General features: G+C 34.4%; 15 protein-coding genes. 9 read left to right on the forward strand and 6 right to left on the reverse strand.

Features of this window, described 5'->3' with window-relative positions; all coding sequences use genetic code 11:
• The first annotated feature begins 4 nt into the window (after positions 1-4).
• A complete protein-coding gene (locus K1X16_RS04665; RefSeq protein WP_195869981.1) occupies positions 5-1,801 on the forward strand; it encodes a SusE domain-containing protein in 1,797 nt (598 codons plus the stop codon).
• A 64-nt stretch (positions 1,802-1,865) separates the two neighbouring features.
• The gene (locus K1X16_RS04670; protein ID WP_225035216.1) at positions 1,866-4,760 is read left to right on the forward strand and encodes an alpha-amylase family glycosyl hydrolase; all 2,895 of its coding nucleotides are present in this window, start codon (positions 1,866-1,868) and stop codon (positions 4,758-4,760) included.
• A 157-nt stretch (positions 4,761-4,917) separates the two neighbouring features.
• Here the strand turns inward: K1X16_RS04670 and K1X16_RS04675 are convergent, their stop codons facing one another.
• The 3 genes from K1X16_RS04675 to rhaD all read right to left on the reverse strand — a co-directional run bounded on the left by K1X16_RS04675 (position 4,918) and on the right by rhaD (position 9,076).
• The gene (locus K1X16_RS04675) at positions 4,918-6,222 is read right to left on the reverse strand and encodes an FGGY family carbohydrate kinase (protein ID WP_225035217.1); all 1,305 of its coding nucleotides are present in this window, start codon (positions 6,220-6,222) and stop codon (positions 4,918-4,920) included.
• 251 nt (positions 6,223-6,473) lie between these two features.
• The gene (locus tag K1X16_RS04680; RefSeq protein WP_225035218.1) at positions 6,474-8,261 is read right to left on the reverse strand and encodes an L-fucose isomerase; all 1,788 of its coding nucleotides are present in this window, start codon (positions 8,259-8,261) and stop codon (positions 6,474-6,476) included.
• A gap of 20 nt (positions 8,262-8,281) precedes the next feature.
• The gene (gene rhaD / locus K1X16_RS04685; RefSeq protein WP_225035219.1) at positions 8,282-9,076 is read right to left on the reverse strand and encodes a rhamnulose-1-phosphate aldolase; all 795 of its coding nucleotides are present in this window, start codon (positions 9,074-9,076) and stop codon (positions 8,282-8,284) included.
• A 99-nt stretch (positions 9,077-9,175) separates the two neighbouring features.
• Between rhaD and K1X16_RS04690 the strand changes: the two genes are divergently transcribed.
• From K1X16_RS04690 to K1X16_RS04705, 4 genes are all read left to right on the forward strand, one after another.
• Positions 9,176-10,075 carry a helix-turn-helix domain-containing protein gene (locus K1X16_RS04690; RefSeq protein ID WP_195869986.1) on the forward strand — a complete coding sequence of 300 codons (900 nt, stop codon included), beginning with the start codon at positions 9,176-9,178 and terminating at the stop codon, positions 10,073-10,075.
• Between the two features lie 412 nt (positions 10,076-10,487).
• Complete coding sequence (gene aldA, locus K1X16_RS04695; RefSeq protein ID WP_195869987.1) at positions 10,488-11,927, forward strand: aldehyde dehydrogenase; 1,440 nt, start codon at positions 10,488-10,490, stop codon at positions 11,925-11,927.
• 91 nt (positions 11,928-12,018) lie between these two features.
• Positions 12,019-13,317, forward strand: a complete 1,299-nt coding sequence (gene fucP / locus K1X16_RS04700; RefSeq protein WP_225035220.1) for an L-fucose:H+ symporter permease — start codon at positions 12,019-12,021, stop codon at positions 13,315-13,317.
• 11 nt (positions 13,318-13,328) lie between these two features.
• Positions 13,329-14,477 (forward strand): alpha-hydroxy acid oxidase, encoded by a 1,149-nt coding sequence (locus tag K1X16_RS04705; RefSeq protein WP_225035221.1) that lies wholly within the window; start codon positions 13,329-13,331, stop codon positions 14,475-14,477.
• Positions 14,478-14,527: 50 nt separating this feature from the next.
• On the opposite strand, the gene K1X16_RS04710 is transcribed toward K1X16_RS04705, so the two are convergent.
• Genes K1X16_RS04710 through K1X16_RS04720 form a run of 3 tightly spaced genes read right to left on the reverse strand, consistent with a single transcriptional unit; the run spans position 14,528 to position 18,241 of the window.
• Positions 14,528-15,538 (reverse strand): ABC transporter ATP-binding protein, encoded by a 1,011-nt coding sequence (locus K1X16_RS04710; RefSeq protein ID WP_225035222.1) that lies wholly within the window; start codon positions 15,536-15,538, stop codon positions 14,528-14,530.
• A gap of 2 nt (positions 15,539-15,540) precedes the next feature.
• The gene (locus K1X16_RS04715) at positions 15,541-17,205 is read right to left on the reverse strand and encodes an ABC transporter permease (protein ID WP_225035223.1); all 1,665 of its coding nucleotides are present in this window, start codon (positions 17,203-17,205) and stop codon (positions 15,541-15,543) included.
• Entirely contained in the window at positions 17,186-18,241 is a 1,056-nt protein-coding gene (locus tag K1X16_RS04720; RefSeq protein ID WP_225035224.1) for a Fe(3+) ABC transporter substrate-binding protein, read from the reverse strand. Before K1X16_RS04720 ends, K1X16_RS04715 begins: the two co-directional genes overlap by 20 nt.
• 284 nt (positions 18,242-18,525) lie before the next feature.
• Here K1X16_RS04720 and K1X16_RS04725 point away from each other — a divergent pair, with 284 nt between their 5' ends.
• The 3 genes from K1X16_RS04725 to K1X16_RS04735 are packed head-to-tail and all read left to right on the forward strand — an operon-like array spanning position 18,526 to position 25,725.
• Positions 18,526-19,692 (forward strand): Pycsar system effector family protein, encoded by a 1,167-nt coding sequence (locus tag K1X16_RS04725; protein ID WP_195869993.1) that lies wholly within the window; start codon positions 18,526-18,528, stop codon positions 19,690-19,692.
• Positions 19,693-19,708: 16 nt separating this feature from the next.
• Positions 19,709-22,045, forward strand: coding sequence for a hypothetical protein (locus K1X16_RS04730; RefSeq protein WP_225035225.1), 2,337 nt, complete (start codon positions 19,709-19,711; stop codon positions 22,043-22,045).
• A gap of 14 nt (positions 22,046-22,059) precedes the next feature.
• On the forward strand, positions 22,060-25,725 hold the full coding sequence (locus K1X16_RS04735) for a metallophosphoesterase (RefSeq protein ID WP_225035226.1): 3,666 nt from the start codon (positions 22,060-22,062) through the stop codon (positions 25,723-25,725).
• Positions 25,726-25,818 lie beyond the last annotated feature (93 nt).

Here is a 25,818-nt window from a genome sequence, read left to right on the forward strand (position 1 = left end):
CACTATGAAAATCAATAAAATTAGTGCGCTTATATTAAGTCTATTCTTAGTTTTTGTGGCGTGCGAAACAGAAGAAAGTATTGATATTACTACGCCAGATGCTTCATTTAAACTCTTGGAGCCAGCAATATCTAATATTAATTTAAATTATAACCTTCCAGATAATGAAGCATTCACCATTGTGTGGAATGACCAATTAAATTCTGGAGAAAGTTATATGGTTGAATTATCACCAGATGTGTTATTTGAAAACCCAACGGTTATTGGATCGTCTTCTACAGATCGATTTACAATGACAGTTGCTGAGTTTAACAATACGCTGTTAGATGCTGGAGCAGATGCTTTTGAGCCATTCACTGTTTTTATGAGAGTAACTTCAGGATCTAACATAACTAATAGTGTAAGCTTTAGTGTGTCGTCGTATTCAGAAGCTATTCCTGTAATTACGAGTCCTGATAATACCTTTGAACTTGTTTTACTTGAAACATCACCAAATGATGACGCTATTGCAGTATCTTGGGAAGACCCAGACTTTGGAGAAAACACCACAGTATCTGTAAATTATGAAATTCAATTTGCGCAAGCTGGAACTGATTTTACCAGTGCAATAACTGAAGGTACAGAAGGAATGACTTATACAAGTACTCACGAAGCCTTTAATGAAACTGCACTTAGCGCAGGTCTTACAGCTGAAGAAGTTGGTAGTTTAGATATTAGAATTAAAGCTACAATTGAAATGCCAGGTGGAAATATGGAACGTTTTTCTGAGCCTATTACCATAAGCGTTACTCCATTTAATGTAGAACTAGCACCAGTATTATATGTTGTTGGTGCAGGTGCCGTAGATGCAGGATGGGACTGGGCAACACCAGTAGAATTACCTTTACAAGGTACTACGTACTCTGGTAACATTAACTTAACTAACGATGCCTTTAGATTCTTTACAGTAGCTGCAGATTGGGATTCAGGTTTAAACTACCCTTATTATGAAGCCGTTGGTTATACTATTGACGCTAACCTAGTAAACGCATTAGATGGAGATAGTAATTTCCAATTTACAGGCACACCAGGCGAATATTTTATAGAAGTAGATACCGCAGCTAAAACAATAACATTAGGCCCTGCAGTTGTTGGACCAAACTGTAACTATGATCAATTATGGTTAGTTGGTGCTGGTGTCCCTGATGCTGGTTGGGCATGGGACACACCTGTTGCTTTACCTTGTACTGGAAATGGAACCTACTCAGGAAATGTAACATTTACAAACGATTCATTTAGATTCTTCAACGTCAATGGAGATTGGGACTCAGGTTCTAACTACCCAACGTATGAAGATCAAGGATACACCATTGATAGTAACTTTAGTAATGCTATGGATGGTGATCTCAATTTCTCTTTTGATGGTACTCCTGGAACGTATTTCTTAACTGTAGATGATATCAACAAGACCATTACATTAGAACCTGAACAATTACTATGCGAATACGAACAACTTTGGTTGGTTGGTGCTGGTATTGTAGGCACCGGATGGGACTGGGCAAACCCAGTAGCTTTAACATGTACAGGTGTAGGAATCTATTCTGGAGAAGTAGAGTTTACTAATGATGCCTTTAGGTTTTTTACCGTAAATGCTGATTGGGACTCAGGTTCTAACTATCCAACCTATGAAGATCAAGGATACACCATTGATAGTAACTTTAGTAATGCTATGGATGGTGATTTCAATTTCTCTTTTGATGGCACACCTGGTACTTATACACTTACTGTAGATACAGTTAATTTAACAATCACATTGAATTAAATTATTTTAATAATCTTAAAAAGCTATGTTTAAAACATAGCTTTTTTTTTAAAACCTCATAACTATGAAAAAAACTTTATCCACCCTTTTTATAGTCTTTTCATTCTTTGCTTATGCACAAGTTAGTCTTAGTGTTAGTGCAATAGAAGTTGACCAACCAGTTACTATAACAATTGATGCCAACAGTACAGACAGTAATTGTAACGGCCTAAATAACCCGACAAAAGTATATATGCATTCAGGAATTGGGAACAATTCTGATGCCTTTGGATATGGTGTTGTTGGTAATTGGGGATTTGATGATGGAGTTGGCGAAATGACCAATAATGGTGATGGCACGTTTAGTATTACTATTACTCCACAAACATATTATGGCATTACCCAAGCACAAGCTGATACCGCTTCACAGATAGGTATGGTTTTTAGAAATGAAGATGGCTCCCAAGAATTAAAAGATGATGGTTGTGAAGATTTTATTTTTCCAGTAGGAAAAGTGATTATCAACATCACGCAACCAACGAATGAAATTGTAGTTTTAAATTCTGGCAATGATTTATCTCTAAGTGCAACAATTACATTTCAAGGATCTACAACGGTTCAGGGCAGTTTCGAAATATTTTATAATAATGTTTCTGTAGCTACAGGTAATTGTGGATTTCCTGCATGTAATGCAACACTTACTAATGTTACAGAAAGTGGTACGGTAAAATTTGTAGGTACACCTCCTGGCTCTACGGAGACTGGAGAAGCAAGTTTTGATGTTATTGTTGTGCCAGCAGTAGTAGAACAAGCATTACCAGCAAATATGATAGATGGTATTAACTATCATACAGATCCAAGTAAAGCCACTTTAGTCTTAACAGCACCTGGCAAAGAATTTATTCAAGTTGCTGGTAGTTGGAACAACTATTCACCGTCTGCTTCTGACGTAATGAAACGTGATCCTTCAACAGGAAAATATTGGCTAGAGCTATCAGGTTTAACACCTGGAGCCATTGAAACTTACCAATATTGGGTTTTTGACACCAATCCTGTTGCCAATTCACCGTCTATAGTTAAAGTAGCTGACCCCTATTCATCCTTAGTTTTATCACCTTTTGATGACGCTTATATTCCTGCTTCAACATATCCAAATATGCCAGCTTATCCAGCAGGTCAAGAACGTGAGGTTACGGTTTTACAAACAGGTCAAACTCCATACGACTGGCAAGTCGATGATTTCGAAAAACCAGTTGAAGAAGACTTAGTTATATATGAAGTGTTAATTAGAGATTTTGATGCAGACCGCAACTTTCAAGATATCATTGATAAAATTGATTACTTCAAAAACTTAAATATAAACGCTATTGAGTTAATGCCTATTATGGAGTTTGAAGGCAATGAAAGTTGGGGTTATAATACCGCATTTCATATGGCAATTGATAAATTTTATGGCACACCAGAAAAATTTAAAGAACTTGTAGACATTTGTCATCAAAATGGTATTGCTGTTATTTTAGATATTGCTTTTAATCATGCCTACGGACGAAATCCTATGGTGAGAATGTGGATGGACGATCCAGATGGAGATGGTTGGGGAGGCCCTTCTTCAGACAACCCATACTTTAATGCATTTCCTATGCACTCATATAGTGTTGGTAACGATTTTAATCACAGTTCAGATTACACAAGAGATTATGTAAAACAAGTGGTTAGTTATTGGATTGAAGAATATAAAATTGATGGATTTCGTTGGGATTTAACCAAAGGGTTTACACAAAATTGTGGAAATGGAACACTTAGTGGTGACGAAGGATGTACTGGCGGTTACCAACAAGATCGTGTGGATGTTTTAAAAGAATATGCCGACCACTCATGGTCAGTAGACCCACATCATTATGTAATTTTTGAACATTTAGGATCCGATAACGAAGAAAAAGAATGGGCAAATTACCGTTTAGATGAAGGTAAAGGAATTATGATGTGGGGCATAATGAACTCACCGTATGGAGAATTGACCATGGGAGAAGATGGTAATAAAAACATTGACAGAATGGGGCATAAAGCGCATGGTGGTTTCAATGGGCCAAGAGTTGTTGGTTATGCCGAGAGTCATGATGAAGAGCGTTTAATGTACAAGAATATAGCTTTCGGAAATACAAGTAATGGAAGTCATAATGTTCAAGATTTAAATACGGCATTGTCTAGAATGTCAGCTTTAGGAGCTGTTTCTGTAATGGTTCCAGGACCAAAAATGATTTGGCATTTTGGGGAGCTAGGTATGGAAAACTCAATTTTCACTTGCCCTGATGGAAGTATTGAAAACGATGGTTGTAAACTCGCAACGAAACCACAGCCACAATGGGACAATGAATGGCTAACTGATGCCCTCAGAGGTCAGATTTACGAGGACTGGTCTAAACTTCATAAACTTAAAATTGAAGAACCGGTTTTTAAAGGTGATTACACAATCACTTCAGGAAATTTAACTCCTCGAATTGATATATTTGATAATTCAATGCCATCTTCAGAATTGAAAAATGTGATTATACTTGCCAATTTTGATGTGGTTACACGAAGTATCGATACCTATTTCCCAGCTGGTGTTACAACGACATGGTATGATCTTATGGATGCTACAGGAAACACAACAGTGAGTAATTCAACCTCAGCAATTACAATACCTGCAGGTCAGTTTAGAATATTAGGTAACACATCATCAGAGGTGCTAAGTGTTAAAGACGAAACCATGTTAGGTTTTAGTATTTATCCTAATCCGTCACAATCGGCATTTAGTATAAATGTTAATGTTTCAAATGTTGAAATTTACGACTTAACAGGAAAATTAGTTAAGTCTTTTAAAGGCGCTTTTACAAGAACTGATGCTTTTGATATTTCATCTTTAAATTCTGGAATTTATATGGTGAAAGTTCAAAATGATACTAATCAAACTTTAACATCTAAGTTAGTGAAGCTATAGTAATCAACTGAATTCACAAATACTTAAATAAATAAAGGAGCTCACTTGAGCTCCTTTATTTGTAAAACAATAATTGATGGGTTCTGTTTTATGGGTAATTGTTTAACAGATCTTAAAACAGGAACGTTCTAATTTTTAGTTATTCAATAGACCTTATTTACAAATACGATTTCATTAACAAAGCAGCACCTAAAGCACTTTCATTTTTACAGTCTGAAATTTTTATTTCAATATCGTCTTTCAAACATTTTAGAAACTTAATAAAGACTTCATTTTTATTAAATCCACCAGAAATATACACATCTGTGATTTTTGAATTTTTATCAGAAATTAAATCAATGCCTGTAATTACTTTTTTACTGATTTCGTATATCAACTGATAATAGGCTGTTTCGTAGGACAAGAATTTCTGTAAAAACTCAGGATGTGCTTCAAAATCGGTATCAATACCTTCCGATAAAAACACACGAGTATCCTGATCTATTAATTCTTTGCACAGTGTTGTGTTTAAAACTAAATCTAAATGGGTGTTGACATCTACTTTAAAATAGTCGCTCAAGGCTTTGATATATACTTCGTGGATGCGACCTAAAAACTGCATGGATGATTTTACCTGTTGTTTTTCGGGTGTCATAAAACACAAGCAGTTATTTTGAAGTTGATGCTGTGTAAGTGTTTCCTTGCTAAACGGATTCATGGCAATAATCCATGTTCCTGTGGAAAGTAAAACAAAATCATTTTCGTTTTCTAAAATAGGAATTATAGATGATGAACTATCGTGCAATCCTGTGCCAACTGCAATTTGATCACCATTAATTTCAGAAATTACAGCTTCATTACCTTTACAAGGTTCTGGTAACTGAATGTTTTCATCTTTAAGCCAATTATGGTATTGCATGTTATCAAAATCCCAAGTGGCTGTATGTGCACCAACTGAGGTAAAATCGGCTGTAATTTTATTTGTAAATAGATAACTTAGGTATTGTGGATAGTGTAAAATAGCATCGACTTGTTTCCACTGTTCTGGCTTAGAGTTTTTAAACCATAACATCTGTAAACCTGTATTTAACATGCCATAAGCTGGTGATGCCGTTTTTCTTGAGAACTCTTCTACTCCACCTTGTGATTCATAAAAATCATTAAAATCCTCGATATCTAATGGCTTTAAATAATTATATAATGGCGCCATACGTTTGCCGTCTTTATCTAAGTAGATTAATGATGCTCCATGAGTTGAAAAATTAATAGCTTTTATTTCAAATTGACCTAAATCTTGGACTTTTTTTATTTCACTTTTAATCCAATTTTCTATCGATTCAATATCATCACAAGCAAATCCATCTTCATCCATTATTTCTTTGAATTGAATGGCATTTTGTGACACTACTTTAAACGATTCGTCAAATAAAAAAATCTTCTTATTCGTTTTTCCTATATCTATAACGGCTATAACTTTTTTCATGTGTCTTAGATTTAATCGTACGCATCCAAATTAGTATTTGAACACTTTAGATAGTTTACATGTCGCCTTTTCTGATACACTCAGAAAGACTTATGCTTAGTGAATTGATTTGGAACTATATAATGATAACGAAGCTTTCCTGTTACACTAGTTATAAAAACTACGACAAGGATAAGCTTCATTATCATATGTGGAAGGATGGGTAAAAACTAACGCAAGCTAAATATACCCTATTCCTTATAATTGAAATATTAATGTTTGAAACCGTATAATGGGCCATAATTCTCACAAGCTCTGTAATCTGCTCCTTCTAGCTCTTCGCCAAAAGCAGACCATGCACTTGGTCTAAACACATCATTTTCATCTACATTATGCATGTTTACTGGAATACGTAACATGGCAGCTAATGAAATTAAATCGGCACCAATATGTCCATGAGAAATTGCTCCATGGTTTGCTCCCCATTTTGCCATTACCGTATAAACATCTTTAAAAGCACCTTTACCAGTTGTTCTTGGAACAAACCAAGTTGTTGGCCATGTTGGGTTGGTTCTTTCATCTAAAACGTAATGAACATCTTCTGGTAACTCTACACTCCAACCTTCGGCGATTTGTAAAACTGGCCCTATGCCTTTTACTAAATTCAAACGACACATAGTGATTGGCATCGACCCTTTAGTTTTAAATTGTGAAGAAAATCCACCACCTCTAAAGTATTCGAAAATAGCAGCTGGCCATTTGGTGTTATCTAAACATTTTTGAACTTCTTCTTCTGTAATATCCCAGAATGGTTTCATCGTTGGATTACCATCAGCATCGGTTTGTTGTGCTGTGGCATCTAAGGTTGTAGAACCAGAATTTATTAAGTGAATAATACCATTTTCGGCAATTCCTGTTAATTTCTTTCCTGTTACACGTTCTACTGATTCTGGACTCCAATACGTTCTTACGTCTGAGAACAACTGTGCTGTATTGGTTAATAAATGACCAAATAACATTGAAATAGCATTTAAACAATCGTTTTCAGTTGCAAATGTGTATGCTTGACGAATACCGTTCCAGTCAAATGACGAGTTCAAAATTGATTCTGTAAAATCTGCATTTGGCTGGTAGTCTGTCCATTGACGTTGCCCTTGAAAGCCTCCCATTATGGCATTTCTACCTTTAGATTCTTCACCGAAGCCCATCTCCTTCAACTTTGGGTTTCCGTTCATTAAATCTTTACAGATTAAAGTCATTTTCACAACTTTCTCCCATTCTTTCTCTTTTTCTTCAGCAGATTTTTGCGTTTCTGGTGTGTTATAATCTTTACCTTCTACACAGTTTTCTTTAGTCCAAGCTAGTGCTTTTTCGTACTCGTCTTTATCGTAAATTTCGTTATCGATTCGTCTTAAAAGCTCAACAGATTCAACAAACTCAGCTCTAACACCTAAATAGTCTTGTAAGAAATTTACATCGACCATAGAACCAGCAATTCCCATAGAACTGTAACCGATAGATAAATACGACTTTCCTTTCATTTGAGCGACTGCTAAAGCGCCTTTTACGAAACGTAAAATTTTCTCAGACACATCTTGAGGAATGGTTTGATCGCCTTCATCCTGAACTTCTTTTCCATAAATTCCAAACGCTGGCAATCCTTTTTGAGAATAACCTGCCAATGCTGCTGCTAAATAAACCGCTCCAGGTCGTTCTGTTCCATTAAAACCCCAAACTGCTTTTGGAGTTAATGGATCGGTATCCATAACTTCTGTTCCGTAGCACCAACATGGTGTTACTGTTAACGATACGTCAACACCTTCTCTTTTAAATTTATCTGCACATGCCGCTGCATCTGCTACACCACCAATAGTTGTGTCTGCAATAACGCATTCTACTTGTTCTCCACTAGGAAATCGTAAGGTATCTTCTATTAATTTGGCTGCGGCTTTCGCCATATCCATGGTTTGAACTTCTAAAGATTCTCTTACTCCTAATTCACGTCCATCAATTACTGGACGAATGCCTACTTTTGGTAATCTACCTATTAATCTACTCATCTTTATAATACTTTTTTATTCTATGTAAATTGTTCTAATTCTGTTAGCTGCTCGTTAGATAATCCTGCTGGTTTAAAACCTGCGGCCCAACACATCATTAACATTTTAGCTCCTTTATTTGCGACGTCTAAGAAATCCCAAGCTTGCATTACATCTGGCGCTGTCGCTGTTGCTCCGTGCTTTTCCCATAACGATACATTTCTTGTTTTAAACGCTTCTATAGTGACTTCTGCAAGCGCAGCAGTACTTGATAATGCATAAGGTGTACAGTGAATTCCTTTTGGTACAAATACTTTTACCTCAGGACACATCATCCAAATTTGTCTGTTTAATTCCTCTTCGTTATCAAACAATTCGTGATGACTCATACAAATTAATTCTAATGGGTGCGTGTGGACAACCGCTAGATTTTCTGGATGGTGAATAGAGTTAAAAAGGTGGATGCTTGAGTGCGAAATTAACTCACAAGTTGGACCGAAGTTGTCACGTTTTCCTCCCCAAACAATAGAATATGCTGTTGCATCTTCATTAATGTAAAGAATACATGATACTTCATCTAACTTATCTACTAAATCTCTTAAGTAACAACCTGTTCCTGTAATATAAATCACAAAACCTGCTGCTCCTTTTGGAAAATCGAAAGGCACTTCTTCGCCAATACCTTGAACTTCTTCTTTTTTAAAGAACGAGGTCAAATTCATCGAAATATTTCCTGCATTTCGTTCTGCCCATTCACGTTGCCATAAATAACCAGCGACTTCTGATACCTTTTTTAATTCTGCTTCTACTTGATTTGGAAGTTTTATCGTTTTCATCTACTTTGAATTTTAATTGGAACAAATTTACATCCACTAATAACAATATTAAATATTCAAAATCCGTATTTTTGTATCTAATTCAAACATCGACACATCATGAAGTTTGTAAAAGACATAGAATTAGGAGATCCTTCATCTAACCATCAAAATTTTATCGACCTGAAATTAAAGCTTTTATGCTGCAGATATTGGTTATTAGAATTATGGGATTGTCACGAAATGGTTTTTCCGTTTTGGAGGCTATATTGGAATAAAAACACAGGCGGCCAATTAATACATCAGGATAATGTGTTTGAAATGGACACAAATCACCTCTATATTATTCCTCCTTTTACGTCGTTCTCTTCGCGCTATACCAAAAATCATATTTATAACGACGGTGTTCATGTTGCAGGAAAACAACTAAATACTAATTACAATGAAGACGACTTAGAAAATATGTTTTTGATTCACTTCTTTGTTCATTTTAATTTAGGTGTTCCGTTTGATAGTGTCTATCCTGGTATTTTAAAAATTGAATTAACAGATTATCTAAAAGATCGATTACAGTATTTAACAAGCCGTTTAAAAATTGAAAACAAAGATTTTAAACTTACTTTTAATCTAAAACTACAAGCTTTTATAAAAGAAGCTTTAACTAATATTGGTCCAGAATTATGGAAAACCATTAATATTGATGAACGCGTTTTAAAGGTCATTCGGTATGTTGAAGTTCATATCAATAAAAAATTAAGTAATGCAGAACTATCATCGCTCGTTAATATGGCACCAAATTCTTTTGCTAGATTGTTTAAAGAAGAAATGAATGTGACGCTACATCAATTTATTCAGAATAGAAAAATTGCTAAATCGTGCGAATTGTTTGAGCACACCAACAAATCTATAGAGGAAGTCTCTTTTAATTTAGGATTTTCGGATCGTTACCACTTTTCTCGTGTGTTTAAATCTGTTACTGGATTAACTCCAGCATCTTACAAATCTGGAAAATACACCTAATTTTAATTCTCTTTTAATAGGATATCGGTTTATTAAAAGTGGTTTAATTCTGAAATAAACCCTTATGAATATTTTGAGCAAGCAATTGGTGGATTTGAGAAACCTACACTCTATATTTTTTTAGTTATTTGCTGAAGTTAATAGCTTAACCAAAGTTAGTTAGAACTTTTATTAGCAATTTTAATTTTTAATATGGCGTCCCTTTTTATTACCATTTAAGATAAAAAAAACAAACTTTAAAAACCCGCCATGTTTAAATTGTACATATTATTGATTAATATGGATAAATACTAAAACCACATTATAACATAAGTTTGTTAACCGCATTTTCACAAAACAGTTCGAGATTTTACTCAATTACTATTAAAACCTTGAAATTATTACAAATATCATAAACTAAACATAAACAGTCATGAAACAATTTAATCAATTTATAAACGGAAAGTTTGTAAAATCAACATCTTCAGAAGTAACAAAAGTACTTAACCCTTGTACAGAAGAAGTATTGTCAGAGATACCACATGGTTCTGTTGAGGATGCTAATAATGCATTAGAAGCAGCAAAAGAATCACAGCATGCTTGGAAATCTTTAACTGCAATTGAACGTGCTGGTTATTTGAATAAAATGGCTAGTGTTATACGTGAGAACCGCGTGTTTTTAGCAGAAACCTTAGCTGCAGAGCAAGCTAAAGTAATGGGATTAGCACAAGTAGAAATAGATGTTACTGCAGATTATTTTGATTATTATGCAGGTTTTGCAAGACGTATAGAAGGAGAAATTATACAAAGTGACCGTCAGAAAGAACGTATCTTTTTACACAAAGCACCTATAGGTGTTGCTGTAGGTATTTTGCCTTGGAATTTCCCATTCTTTGTTATGGCAAGAAAAGTTGCTGCTTCATTAATTACAGGAAATACATGTGTAATTAAGCCTAGTTGTGTTGCACCTAATACCATTATGGAATGGGTAGATTTAATTCAAAAAATAGACTTACCAGCTGGTGTATTAAATTTTGTTTGTGGTTCAGGACCTGTTGTAGGTAATGCACTTAGTAAAAGTCCAACGACAGGCATTATTAGTTTAACAGGTAGTGTTTTTGCTGGTCAAAAAGTTATGGAAGCAGCATCTCAGAACATTACAAAAGTATCTTTAGAACTGGGAGGAAAAGCTCCTGCTATTGTTTGTGCTGATGCTAATTTAGAATTAGCTGTAAACGCCGTTGTTGGTTCTAGAATCATTTATAGCGGACAAGTTTGTAATTGTGCAGAACGTGTTTACGTAGAAGAGTCTATTCACGATCAGTTTTTAGAAATGACTACTGCTAAAATGAAAGCCTTAAAAGTAGAAGACGCTTTTTCTTCTAACAATCCTGATATGAGCGCTATGGTTTCTAAAGATCAGTTAGATAAAGTAGCAGAAATGGTTGAGTTTGCTAAAAAAGAAGGTGCAGAAGTTTTACTTGGTGGAAATAAGTCTAGCCAGTTTGACAAAGGCTATTTTTACCAACCTACATTATTAACCAATGTAAAACAAGATATGCAAATTATCCAAGAAGAAGTTTTTGGACCAGTTTTACCAGTAATGAAATTTAGCACTTTAGATGAAGCTATTGCTTTAGCTAATGATTCTGAGTATGGTTTAACATCATCTATTTTCTCAGAAAACTTTAACAAAGTAATGCACGCTGCTGAAGAGTTAGAATATGGCGAAACCTATATAAACAGAGAACATTTTGAAGCTATTCAAGGTTTCCACGCTGGATGGAAAAAATCTGGAATTGGTGGAGCTGACGGAAAGCATGGTATGGAAGAGTATCTTCAAACTAAAGTCGTTTACGCGCAATATAGATAGAAATTAATAGCAAGTTAGATTAGCACTATTCATTTTTATAAATCAATTTGAATGGTGCTTTTTTTATAATTGAAATAAAATTCATTTCGCAATGACTAATACAACAAAAGTACCAGTAGTTTCTAAGGAGGTTCTTATCCCATTTATACTCATTACGTCTTTATTTGCGCTTTGGGGATTTGCAAACGACATCACAAATCCTATGGTTGCTGCCTTTGGAACTGTTATGGAAATCTCAACGGCAAAAGCCGCTTTGGTTCAATTAGCATTTTATGGTGGTTATGCCACAATGGCAATACCAGCAGCATTATTTGTTAGAAAACATAGTTACAAAAAAGGCATAATGCTTGGTTTGGCACTATATGCTACTGGAGCTTTATTATTTTATCCAGCTGCTAAATTTGAAGTATTTGGTTTCTTTTTAGGATCACTTTATATTCTAACGTTCGGGCTTGCTTTTTTAGAAACCACAGCGAATCCGTTTATATTATCTATGGGCGACGAGCGCACAGCAACGCAGCGTTTAAACTTAGCACAAGCTTTCAATCCTATTGGATCTCTTTTAGGGATGTTCGTAGCATCAAAATTTATTCTTGTTGCTTTAGATTCTGATATTAGAAATGAAATGGGCGAACTTGTTTTTACAAGTTTAGATGAAGCTCAAAAAGCTGTAATTAGAACTCATGATTTAGGTATTATTAGAAACCCTTATGTCATTCTTGGATTTGTAGTCATCGCGATGCTAGTGGTTATAGGATTAACAAAAATGCCAAAACGACTTAAGAATGAAAATAAAACAAGTGCATCAGCTTCATTTAAAAGACTATTTAAAAATGGTAAATACAAAGAAGGCGTCTTAGCACAATTGTTTTATGTAGCGGCACAAATTATGTGTTGGACGTTTATTATTCAATATGCTGGTAATTTAGGCATACCAAAAGCAGAAGCGCAAAACTATAATATTGTGGCCATGTCCATATTTTTGGTAAGTCGCTTTATCAGTACGTTTTTAATGAAGTATGTCAACTCAAGAAAACTACTCATGATTTTTGCCTTTGGTGCTATGGCAACAATTTCGGGAGTTATTTTAATTGATGGCATCATTGGCTTATATTTATTAGTAGCTACCTCAGCGTTTATGTCCTTAATGTTTCCAACCATTTACGGAATTGCATTAAATGGATTAAGCGAAGAAGATTCAGCATTAGGAGCTGCTGGTTTAGTAATGGCGATTGTTGGTGGAGCACTAATGCCAATCTTACAAGGACTTATGATAGATATGGAAAGTATTGGCCCTTTTTCTGGTGTTAACTTTTCATTTATTCTACCTTTTATATGCTTCTGTTTTATCGCTTTTTATGGCTATAGAACTTTAAAAGTTTATAAATAAATTATACAATTATGGAAATAAAGATAAATCCAAAATACCCTTCGGTTACTGATTTGCGACAAAGAGCAATGGTAAAAATGCCAAAATTTGCATTTGAATACCTAGATGGAGGCTGTAATGAAGATATTAATTTAGATAAAAACCGTACAGATATACAGAAAGTTGAGTTAATGCCTCAATACTTATCAAAATTTGATAAATCTAATTTAAAAACAGAGTTGTTTGGACATACTTATGATGCTCCTTTTGGTATCGCTCCAGTTGGCTTACAAGGATTAATGTGGCCAAATGCTCCAGAAATCTTAGCAAAATCAGCTTTTGACCATAATATTCCTTTTATTTTAAGTACAGTTACGACGTCTAGTATAGAGCGCATTGCAGAAATAACAGAAGGAAAAAACTGGTTTCAACTGTATCATCCAACAGATGAAAAAATAAAAAGAGATTTGTTAGATCGCGCAGCCAATGCTGGTAATGACGTGTTAGTTATTTTGGCAGATGTTCCAACATTTGGTTACAGACCTAGAGATGTTAGAAACGGTTTAGCAATGCCACCAACGATGAGCGTTAAAAATATTCTAGAGGTTTTTACGAAACCAGATTGGGCAATTCAAACTTTAATCCATGGACAACCAAGTTTTAAAACCATGGAAAAATACATGCCAAAAGGTTTAAATCTGAAAAAGCTAGGCGAATTTATGGATGAAACTTTCACAGGACGCCTCAACACAGATAGAATCGCTTCATTGAGAGATCAATGGAAAGGAAAATTAGTTATAAAAGGAGTTGTTAGCGAAGAAGACACCGTAAAAGCAATCGATTTGGGTGTCGATGGTTTAATCGTTTCAAATCATGGAGGACGTCAATTAGATGCAGGGCAGTCTACTATTGTACCAATGACTAATTTGGCTCAAAAATACAAGGATCAAATAAAAATAATGGTGGACTCAGGTTTACGAGGAGGACCAGATATTGCAAGATCGATAGCAAGTGGTGCAGATTTTACGTTTATGGGTCGAAGTTTTATGTATGGTGTTGGTGCTTTAGGTAAGGAAGGTGGTAATCATACCATTTCTTTAATGAAGCGTGAATTTCAACAAGTCATGGAACAAGTATGTTGCGAACGGGTTGAAGATTTGCCAAAGCATTTAATTAAATAATAAAGCGAAACATCAATTATTAATAATGATGTTTTGCTTTAAAAAAATTATTAAACCGCGTCCTCATTAAACTCTAAAATATCTTTAGAGTTAAAACCAATATGAATAACATCTTCAATATGGGTAGCCTGTGTCATAACCGTTAATTGCTCACCAGATTCAAGTTTTAAAAGTAACTGAACTGAGTCACCGAGTTCAATTTTTTTAATGACCTCAGCTGTGGTGATGTATTCGCAATCAAAATTATTAGAAGATGGGTTTACTTTAATTTTTTCATTTCGGATGGCATGGCAACAGGTTTCTTTTAAGGGACACTGAAAGGCATTCTGAATGTTTTTATTGATATGAATTGTACTTCCAAATAAGGACGCTACATATAAGTTATTTGGCTTCACATATAAATTTGCCGCAGCATCTTTTTGAACCACTTTCCCCTTTTGTAAAATCAATATTTCATCGGCTACAGAAAGTGCATCTTGCGTGTCGTGTGTAACGAACAAAACTGTGACTTCTGTTTTTTTAATGATTTCGAATACTTCGTTACGTAATTGTGTTCGCAACATAGCATCGAGGTTGCTAAAGGGTTCATCTAAAATTAACAATGAAGGCTCTGGTGCCAAGGCTCGTGCCAAGGCGACTCGTTGTTGCTGTCCGCCAGAAAGTTGATGCGGATAGCGTTTTTCCATACCGCTTAAACCCACCAAATCTAACATGTCTTGAGCTCGGACTTTCTTGTTTTTTAGTTTTGAAATACCGTATAAGATATTATCTAAAATGGTTAAATGCGGAAAAAGAGCATACTCCTGAAAGACCAAACCTATCTTTCTTTTTTCAGGCTGAACAAATTTATTAACCGAAGCAATTACTTTATCATCTAATAAAATACTCCCATTGTCAGGACGTTCGAGTCCGGCAATTAAACGAACCAAGGTTGTTTTTCCACTGCCGCTTTCACCAACAATAGCACAGACATCTCCCGCTTTTAAATTAAAAGTCACGTTATCTAAAGCGTAATTTTTACCTTTATCAAAGCTTTTGGAAAGTGCATCTATTGTTAGCATTCTTATTTTTTAATTAATAATTTATTTAAAAATATGACCGGAATCATAGCAGTAAAGATAATGAAAAGAGATGGTATTGCTGCTTCCATAACCATTTCATCACTGGCATATTCAAATGCTTTTACAGCGAGTGTATCTATATGATAGGGTTTTAAAATTAAGGTTAAGGGTAGCTCTTTCATCACATCAATAAACACTAAAATTACAGCACTAAATACACCTGTTTTAATTAATGGGAATTCAATTTTAAAAAACGTTTTTAAGTTTCCGACACCTAACACTTTTGAAGAGTCCGGAATGGAATTATCAACTTTCAAGGCTGTGGATTCTATAGGATTATACGCTACAGCTAAAAAGCGCACCGCATAAGCATATAGCAATACCATTAAAGTGCCGTTGATGATTAGTCCAGAATCAATTCCGAAGTTACCCAAAACACCAATCAACCATTTGTCTAAAGCTAAGGTTGGAATCATAATTCCAATCGCAATTACAGCACCAGGAATTGCATACCCCAAAACACCAATTCTAGCGATATTCTTAATAGAACGAATGTTGCTCCATTTTGAAAAATAAATCAATAAAAGCGCAAAGAAAACAGTAAGAACTGCAGAGGAAATAGCGATGCCAAAACTTTGTAATGAAATCATAAGGAACTGCATATCAAAAACCGTAGATGCGGTTAAAAAGGCCCAATATAGTAATTGTCCTACTGGTAAAATAAACCCTAAAAGCACGGGTAAAAATACAATTGAAAATAGCAACCATCGTATAGACCGATTCGGCGTTTTTCGTTGCATTTGTTTACTGTTTGTTTTTGACGATGTAAACTTTAGTTTTCGTACTTGCCATTTTTCAAACAGAATTAAAGCAAAAACAATCACGATTAACAATGCGGATAAATACACGGCTGTCTCTGGCTCTTCCAGGGAAAACCAAGATCTAAATATTCCGGTGGTAAAGGTATTTACACCGTAATAACTTGCTGCACCATAATCGTTGAGCACTTCCATTAACACTAAAACTAAACCTGCAACAATGGCTGGTCTTGCCAATGGTAACATTAGTCTAAAAAAAGTTTTACGTTCTCCAACACCCAACACTTTTGACGCCTCTAGAAGATTGTTAGCTTGGTTAAGAAAAAAAGCTCTTGCGCTTACATAAACATACGGAAATAGTGAAATACTCAACACAAAAGCGAGTCCTGCTCTATTCATAATATCGATTCGTATAAAATCGAGATTTAACTGTCTCAATAGCAAATCTAGGCTTCCTCCATAATCGAAAATCCCAGCATAGGCATAACCTACTATATAGGAAGGAATAGCGAGTGGTAAGATTAATAACCACTCCATTTGTTTTCGAAATAAGAAATCGAAACGGGATACCAACCACGCAGAAGACACTCCTAAAAGCAAAACAAGTATACTACAAAAAAGGACGAGATACAATGAATTCCAAATATACTCTGGTAATAAATACGTCACTATATGACTCCAAGTTTCACCAGGTCCAGAAAACAGCTCTACACCAATAAATATAATAGGCAGTGCCAAGAAAATAACAATGGTCAGTGTAAGTACTGACCATCTGTTACTATCTCTTTTTAACCTTTGTAGCCTTGTTTTTAAGGAAAAAGGGTTGCTATTATTTCCATCCTGTTTCATCAAAAATCAAAACGGCTTTTTTATTATTTTCTCCTAAAGCATTCAGCTCTAAATTATCTTCTTTAAAATCACCCCAAGCCTTAATATCTTGAACAGGTTCAACACCCTCTAAAACTGGATATTCATAATTAGCTTCCGTGAATACTTGCTGTGCTTCTTCACTAATTAAAAACTCAATAAACCGAATCGCATTCTCTTTATTTGGTGCATATTTGGCTACACCAGCACCACTTACATTGATGTGTGTTCCTCTATTTTCTTGATTTGGGAAATACAAGCCTATTTGTTTAGCTACTTTTACTTCTTCTGCATCTGGTGAATTTAACATTTTACCAATATAGTATGAATTTACAATTGCCAAATCACCTTCTCCAGCCACTACAGCTTTTACTTGATCTCTATCGGAACCTTTTGGCGAGCGTGCCATATTTGCAACCATGCCTTCAGCCCAACTCTTAGCAGCTTCTTCACCATTGTTAGCTATGATTGATGCCATTAAGGATTGGTTATAAATATTAGAAGACGATCGTACCAAGATTTTACCTTTCCATTTGTCCTCAACTAAATTCTCATAAGTTGATAAGTCTTCAGGTGACACTCTATCTTTAGCGTATGCTATAATTCGTGCGCGTTTTGTTAAACCAAACCATTGGTTATCGCTATCTTGTAAATGCGCCGGAATGGCTTTTTCTAAAATTTCAGATTCAATTGGTTGCAACAAGCCTTGGTTTTTTGCCCGACTTAATCGTCCGGCATCAACCGTTATTAATACATCGGCAGGCGATTGCTTGCCTTCCATTTTCATTTTCTGAATTAACTCATCTGCACTCGCATTAATCACTTTGACTTCGATACCCGTTTTGTCTTCAAACATTTTGAAAATATTCTGGTCTGGCTCATAATGGCGATGTGTATAAACATTGACCACCTGATCTTTAGCTGTTTCTACTAATTCAGAATTATCCTTCTTCTTATTATCGTTTCCACAGGCAACTAATAAAGCAAAAGCTGCCAAAGCAAATAATTGTTTCTTCATTTTATCTCTGTTTTTCAAAAAACAAATATAACAATTTAGAATGGGTACAAATAAGAAAACTGAAGCTAAAACCATAAATTAAGAAACATTTAAGGTTTTTAAAAAACCTAAAAAGTAAGCCTTTAGCAGTATCACAGCATATCGATAATAAACCCTATTAATTGATTTTCTACGAAACGGTATTATAAAATTCGCTGTACCTCTAAGACTATATATTCTAAATAAATGAGGTCTTCATTTTAATTAAATAATTTCATGTCTTAAAAACTACGTAAATTTGTAATATGGAAGAAAAGCTTTTACGCGATGTAGAAATCTACGTTGCCGAACTGTTAACTAAACAGCTCAGTCCAACAAACTATTATCACAATGGCATTCATACAAGAAGAGTTGTTGCGGATATTACAGAATTAGCAGCTAAGGAAAACTGTACAGAACAGGACACTTTGGTATTGCTATTGGCTGCATGGTTTCATGATACAGGCTATATTTTTTTAGACACTGGTCATGAAGAAGAAAGCGTTAAAATTGCACGTTCTTATTTAAAAGAACAGAATCTACCTCAAGAGACTCTAAACCAAGTTGAGCAATTAATTTTGGTCACAAAAACAGGATCAAAACCAACTAATAACCTCGAAGCCATTATTAAAGATGCCGATTGCGGTCATATCGCATCTGAAGACTATTTAGATATTTCAGAAAACTTATTAAAAGAATTAAATGCTAAAAACGACGAAGAGCTTTCTGAAATTGAATGGATGGAACAGAATCTAATCTTCCTTAAAAACCATTCGTTTTTTTCTGATTCGGCGAAACAAATTTGGCAACCTAAAAAGGAACTTAATGTATTAGAAATACAAAATAAGTTACACAAACTAACGGCTAAAGAGAACAAAAAAGACAAAAACACTAAGTTTGGAAGAGGTGTAGAAACCATGTATCGTGTACAATTAAAAAATCATATAGAATTAAGCGCCATTGCAGATACCAAAGCCAACATTTTACTCTCTGTAAATGCTATTATTATTTCTGTTGCGCTATCTAATTTAGTTCCTAAGCTCGATAATCCATCGAATTTATTTTTGGTGTATCCTACATTAATTTTAATGCTTTTTAGTGTGGCATCTGTGGTACTGTCGGTATTATCTACACGACCTAAGATTTCTAATGTCGCTATTACGAAAGAAATGATTAAAGAGAAAAAAACAAATATTCTCTTTTTTGGAAATTTTCATAAGATGAATTTGCAAGATTTTGAATGGGGAGTCGACTACTTAATGGACAACGAAGAAACATTATACAATTCACTGACTAAAGATTTGTATTATTTAGGTTTGGTGCTTAATAGAAAATATAAATTACTACGCATCACTTATACCGTTTTTATGTTCGGAATTATTATATCGGCAGCGGCATTTGTATATAGTTATTATATAAATATGCCTTTATAATTTTAATTTAAACACTATGAATAACAGAACTACAGGCCCTTTTAAAGTAATTATCTCTTTGCGTTTGTTAAAAGAGAAGTTTGAAGGTTTGTTACAATCAAAAAACAGCACTGTTCAGTCACAAGCAAAAGAAGCATTAAAAATATTTGACAATCATCCTGTATTAGAGAAGGGAACCGATTCTATTGACGATTTTTTAACCAACAAACCTGTTATAGATCAGTTAATGTCTTTACTCTTTCCGCCAACGCTTACAGAAAATGAGATTAAAGCAGCAGTTACTCCCTACTCTAATGATATATTTTATTGTAGTTCAAGATTAGAGAACATCATTACTAATCACAAAAAAAGTGATAACGTTTTTAATGACCTGTATAAGGATTACGAAGACTCTTTCGATTTACTTACTTACGCTATAATACTAAATGCTTATTATAAATTTAATGTCGATTTTGAACGACCGAAAACACTCTCTATTACTGATGAAAACGGAGAAAAGAAGCGTTATCGTGTAGCTTTTAATGCCGATTTTTTAGACATCTATCCAAATGAAAACGCCATTGAAATTACTGAGGATATTTTAGACGAGTTATTAAGCAATGCCAATACAATAGATATTTGGAAAAAATACTTCCCAAAAGATTCTTGGACTATTGAAGGTTTCGGAATTGTAAACCTCATAGACACCTCATTAGACGAACGTATCGATGACTTTAAAACGCATTTAATTCAACCTAATAGCGAAAGTTTTGATTATTTAATTCACGATATTAGGCGCATATTTAATATTCCAGATTTACAACTCGGAAGTTATAGCGTAGAACATAATAAAATTATTTCACCGTTTGATCGAAATTTTAATATGTTAACTTTAGTACAAGACGAAGATGTTAGTATTAATGAATATGCATGCGAACATATTAACTGCCAGCTTTTTAGAGACGCTAAACCTATTATTATTTCAAATGTAGAAACCTATCACAAACAGACCAAAGGCAATAGACTAAGCCAAACATTATTAGATAAAGGATTAAAAAGTGCGGCGCTTATTCCTGTGCCTATCAATGGAGAATTAGGTTTTATAATAGAATTAGCTGCCTTTAAAACTAATCAGCTTAATGCCATTAACATGGTGAAGCTAGACTCTATATTACCTTTTATATTAAGCTATTCTAAACGGACGTTTTCAGAACATCAGAACGAAATAAGTGCCATTATACAACAAGAGTGTACGGCAATACATCCGTCTGTTCAATGGCGATTTGAGGAAGAAGCTAGCAAATATATTCAGGAGAGAAACTATGGTGAAGATCCTGTATTTGAAGAGATTGTTTTTAAAGATGTAGTACCGCTTTTTGGTCAAATTGATGTCGTTGGGTCTTCAAACGCTAGAAATGAAGCCATCATAGCTGACTTAGAACGACAATTGGAAAAAAGTAAGGAACTACTTAGAAATAGAATTAAAATAAATTTACCGTTTTACGAACAGTTAATTTTTCAAATTGATAAGTACTTAATAGAATTAAAGCAAAATTTCCACACCAATTCAGAACAAGAAATTAATATCTTTTTTGAAAAACAATTGTTTCCTTTATTTGAGCATTTTCAAACTAATTCTAACAACAGTAAAGATGTAGACGAATTTTTAAGAACCATCGATAAGACCACTAGTAGTTTATACGATGCCAGAAAAGCATATGATATTACTATTGAAATGGGTAATAATGCCTTGTCTTCATTTTTAGACCAACAACAACTAAAGGCGCAAGATATATTTCCGCATTATTTTGAAAAATTTAAAACAGATGGTATAGAACACAACCTTTACATTGGCCAATCCATTACAAAGCATTTAAATTATCATCCAACGGTTTTATACAACTTGCGATTATGGCAACTACAAGTAGCTTGTGAGATGGAAGCCATGTACTACGAAAAACAAAAAGAGTTTCCATTGCAATTAGAGGTAGCCTCTTTAATACTCGCTTACGATGTACCGATTACCATTCGTTATCGCATTGATGAGAAGCAATTTGATGTAGATGGCGCTTATAATGTACGCTACGAAATGATAAAAAAGCGTATCGATAAAGCGCACATAAAAAACACCAATGAACGTTTAACACAACCACATAAACTGTCTGTTGTGTACTCAAGCAATGTGATGGAAAAAGAATATTTAGCTTATTTCGAGTTTTTGCAAGCCAAAAATTACATCGGAAATGCTATCGAAATTGTAGAGTTAGAAGAACTTCAAGGCGCTAGTGGCATAAAAGCTATTAGAGTAGATATAAACAGAAAGCTTCAAAAAGTATCAGATATTTTTACTATAGAAGATTTACAAAACGTGTAAAAACAGACGATGTTATGAAAGCAAAACTACTATTTGGGTTTATTATTACTGGATTTCTTATGAGTGGTTGCGCCACTTATAAGCCCTACAATGTCAATTCTAATTATGATGAACTTAAGGGCATCGACAACAAGACGACCAATGTTTTTTTAATTGGTGATGTCGGAAAACCTGAAGCCGATGGCTCAGCACCAAAATCTTTACTAAAGTTACAACGTCAATTTGGTAACGCAGACAAAAACGACGTGCTTTTATTTCTAGGAGATAACATTTATCCTAAAGGGATTCCTTTAAAAAATGATAAAGCCATAAAAGATGCTGAACATGCCTTAAATCTTCAACTAGAAGCCGCTAAAACATTCCCTGGCCATGTTTATTTCTTGCCTGGAAATCACGATTGGTACAGCGGTTTAAAAGGCTTAAAGCGACAAGAGAAAATGGTTGAAGACGCCTTAGGTAAAAACACTTTTCAACCAGAAAATGGCTGTCCCATTGAAAAAATAAACCTTAGTGACGATATTGTTATGCTCATGGTAGATTCGCACTGGTATATTACCAATTGGAATAATCATCCTACCATCAATGATGATTGCGAAATAAAATCGCGAGCTGACTTTTTAGACGAATTTAGAAGTGAAATAAAAAAAGCACGAGGAAAAACGACTTTAGTAGCTATTCACCATCCCATGTATAGTAATGGGCCACATAATGGACGTTATGGTGTGAAAGAAAACATGAAGCCACTACCAATTCTTGGTACTATAAAAAATATTTTAAGAACTTCTACCGGAATCGTAAATGCGGACTTATCAAATCAATTTTACAATGACCTCCGAAAAAACCTTGTGGTTGCTGCACAACAAAATGATAATGTAATTTTTCTTTCTGGTCACGAGCATAATTTGCAATATTTAGAAACAGACAATATTACTCAAATTGTTAGTGGCTCAGGTTCTAAAAGTACGCCATTAAGAATGCGAAACCCTAATAATTATGGCCATTCCGTTCCTGGTTATGCCGTTTTAAATATAGGAAATGATAAGTCGGTTGATGTTCAGTTCTTCAATACTGAAGCTGGCGAAATTGAATTTTATAAACAAATAAAACAACCTGAGCCAGTTTCAGAACTCAATTATCCTAAGGTCCTTTTAGATTCAGTAAGTGCTTCAATCTATCCTAAAGAAGACACTAAAAAATCTGGTTTTTATAAATTTCTTTGGGGCGAACGGTATCGCGACGATTATAGTACTAAAGTTAAAGCAAAAGTGGCCTACTTAGACACTTTAATGGGTGGCCTAAAGCCATTTAGAAAAGGAGGAGGCACTCAATCAAAAACACTACATTTAAAGGATACAGATGGTAAACGTTATGTAATGCGTGCTATGAAAAAGCAAGCGGATCAATTTATGCAAGCAGCCATTTTTAAAGATCAATATGTAGAAGGGCAATTTACAGACACCGCTACCGAAGACTTATTAGAAGATATTTTTGCAGGTGCCTACCCATATGCTCCTTTTACTTTGGCAGCACTCTCGGAAGCTATTAATCTTCCACATTTAAATCCTAAACTATATTATATCCCTAAACAAGAAGCTTTAAATTCATATAATGACGATTATGGAAATGAACTTTACCTATTTGAAGAACACCCTTCTGACGGTCATACAGCATTAGGAACAGGGAATTTTACAGGAGAAATTGAAAGCACTGTAGATATGCTACAAGACGTGTTAAGTGATGAATCTAAAATAATAGATGAAAAAGAATTTATAAAAGCACGCTTATTCGATATGCTTATAGGTGATGCTGACAGACATCAAGATCAATGGCGTTGGTTAGTATTTGAGAACGACGGAACCACAATTTACAAGCCTTTGCCAAGAGATAGAGACTTTGCTTTTTCTAAAGTCTCTGATGGCCTTTTGTTTGGTGCTGGTGTAACACTTATTCCTATGGCAAGGAAATTTAGAAAATACGAAGCAGATTTAAAAGATGTTAAGGGTTTTAATATTTCGGGGTTTGCATTGGATGTCGCTTTTATTTCAGAAGCCAATAAGCTAGATTGGGATGAACAAGTACAATTTATTCAATCTCAAATAACGGATGATGTTATCGACCGCGCTTTTAGTAATACACCTAAAGAAGTAGATGCCGATAACATTGCTGCCATAAAAACAATTCTAAAAGAACGTCGTGCTAATCTTCAAAAAATTTCTGATCGCTATTTGAAGTTAGTTAACAAATATGCCGTTATCACAGGAACAAATAAAGATGACTATATAAGTGTGAAAGCTTTAGAACATGGTAAGGTTGAAGTAGCACTATATCGCAAAAAAGATGACACCATTAAAGATCGTTTTCATCATAAAATCTACGAACCAAAAAGCACAAAAGAAATCTGGATTTATGGTTTAGATGATAAAGATAGTTTTAAAATTGAAGGAAAAATTTCTAAAATTAAAGTACGTCTTATTGGTGGACAAAACAACGATGATTACGAAGTAGAAAACGGTAAAAACATTGTTATCTATGATTACAAATCAAAGAAAAATGATTTAAAAGAAGCTAAAAAAGCTCGAATTAAATTAACAGATGATTATAATACTAATGTATATGATTATAGAAAAATAAAGAATAATGTTAATCAAATCATTCCTATGCTAGGTGCCAACCCAGATGATGGGCTTAAATTAGGTTTTACTAACACCTATACAACTTATGGATTTGAACGTAATCCGTTTACATCGCAACATAAAATTAACGCTGCCTATTATTTTGCAACCGATGGCTATGAATTAGGTTATAAAGGCGAGTTTGTCAATGTCTTTGGTGGTTTAAATTTTGGGTTCCAAGCGCATTTCCAAAGTCCAAATTATAGTGTCAACTTCTTTGGCTACGGCAATGAAACTGAAAATTTTGATGATGATTTCGGTTTAGATTACAACAGAGTTAAAACTAGAATTTTTCGTGTAAGTCCACAACTTATCTGGAATTCTAAACGTGGAAGCCTTATACATTTTGGTGTTAGTTATGAAGTCAATGAAATTCAAAACACCGATAATCGTTTTGTTTCGGATAACAACGTATTACCCGAAAATATCTTTGATGAAGAGCATTTTGGAGGTATAAACGCAAAATATGACTATTCAAATTACGATAATAACGCCTACCCAACCAATGGTATGAATATTTCCATTGAAACAGGCTATAAAAACAATCTAGAAGTTAGCGATCGTAGTTTTGGTTATTTAATTACTGATATAGGTTTTGCAAGACAACTCAATCCATCCGGACGATTAGTTTTTGCGACAAAATTTAAGAGCCATTTAAATTTTGGTGATGGGTTTGAGTTCTATCAGGCCGCATCAATTGGAGGTACTGATGGTTTAAGAGGTTATAGAAACCAACGTTTTACCGGAAAGAATGCCTTTTATCAAAATACAGATTTGAGATATAGTTTTAACCGTATAAAAACACAATTAATTCCTATTAAATTAGGGCTTTATGGAGGCTTTGATTATGGCCGTATATGGTTAGAAGACGATACTTCTGAAAAATGGCACAACGCTTATGGTGGTGGTTTTTTCATAAATGCCGTGGATTTATTATCTGCAAACTTAGGTGTATTTAATTCTACCGATGGTGTTAGAGTCTCCTTCGGAATGGGCTTTGATTTTTAAAAGAACAGTGTCCTAAATTCATTTTTTTATCTAAAACAGAAAAGAGACTGTCTAAAAAGGCAGCCTCTTTTTTGTTCAAAAACATAATAGAAT

This window comes from Winogradskyella sp. SM1960, from assembly GCF_020179375.1.
Taxonomy (GTDB): Bacteria; Bacteroidota; Bacteroidia; order Flavobacteriales; family Flavobacteriaceae; genus Winogradskyella; species Winogradskyella marina.

Bases quoted from the DNA above. Each gene is read 5' to 3' on its own strand.
- K1X16_RS04665 (WP_195869981.1), top strand. From the start codon at position 5: ATGAAAATCAATAAAATTAGTGCGCTTATATTAAGTCTATTCTTAGTT.
- K1X16_RS04670 (WP_225035216.1), top strand. From the start codon at position 1,866: ATGAAAAAAACTTTATCCACCCTTTTTATAGTCTTTTCATTCTTTGCT.
- K1X16_RS04675 (WP_225035217.1), bottom strand. From the start codon at position 6,222: ATGAAAAAAGTTATAGCCGTTATAGATATAGGAAAAACGAATAAGAAG.
- K1X16_RS04680 (WP_225035218.1), bottom strand. From the start codon at position 8,261: ATGAGTAGATTAATAGGTAGATTACCAAAAGTAGGCATTCGTCCAGTA.
- rhaD (WP_225035219.1), bottom strand. From the start codon at position 9,076: ATGAAAACGATAAAACTTCCAAATCAAGTAGAAGCAGAATTAAAAAAG.
- K1X16_RS04690 (WP_195869986.1), top strand. From the start codon at position 9,176: ATGAAGTTTGTAAAAGACATAGAATTAGGAGATCCTTCATCTAACCAT.
- aldA (WP_195869987.1), top strand. From the start codon at position 10,488: ATGAAACAATTTAATCAATTTATAAACGGAAAGTTTGTAAAATCAACA.
- fucP (WP_225035220.1), top strand. From the start codon at position 12,019: ATGACTAATACAACAAAAGTACCAGTAGTTTCTAAGGAGGTTCTTATC.
- K1X16_RS04705 (WP_225035221.1), top strand. From the start codon at position 13,329: ATGGAAATAAAGATAAATCCAAAATACCCTTCGGTTACTGATTTGCGA.
- K1X16_RS04710 (WP_225035222.1), bottom strand. From the start codon at position 15,538: ATGCTAACAATAGATGCACTTTCCAAAAGCTTTGATAAAGGTAAAAAT.
- K1X16_RS04715 (WP_225035223.1), bottom strand. From the start codon at position 17,205: ATGAAACAGGATGGAAATAATAGCAACCCTTTTTCCTTAAAAACAAGG.
- K1X16_RS04720 (WP_225035224.1), bottom strand. From the start codon at position 18,241: ATGAAGAAACAATTATTTGCTTTGGCAGCTTTTGCTTTATTAGTTGCC.
- K1X16_RS04725 (WP_195869993.1), top strand. From the start codon at position 18,526: ATGGAAGAAAAGCTTTTACGCGATGTAGAAATCTACGTTGCCGAACTG.
- K1X16_RS04730 (WP_225035225.1), top strand. From the start codon at position 19,709: ATGAATAACAGAACTACAGGCCCTTTTAAAGTAATTATCTCTTTGCGT.
- K1X16_RS04735 (WP_225035226.1), top strand. From the start codon at position 22,060: ATGAAAGCAAAACTACTATTTGGGTTTATTATTACTGGATTTCTTATG.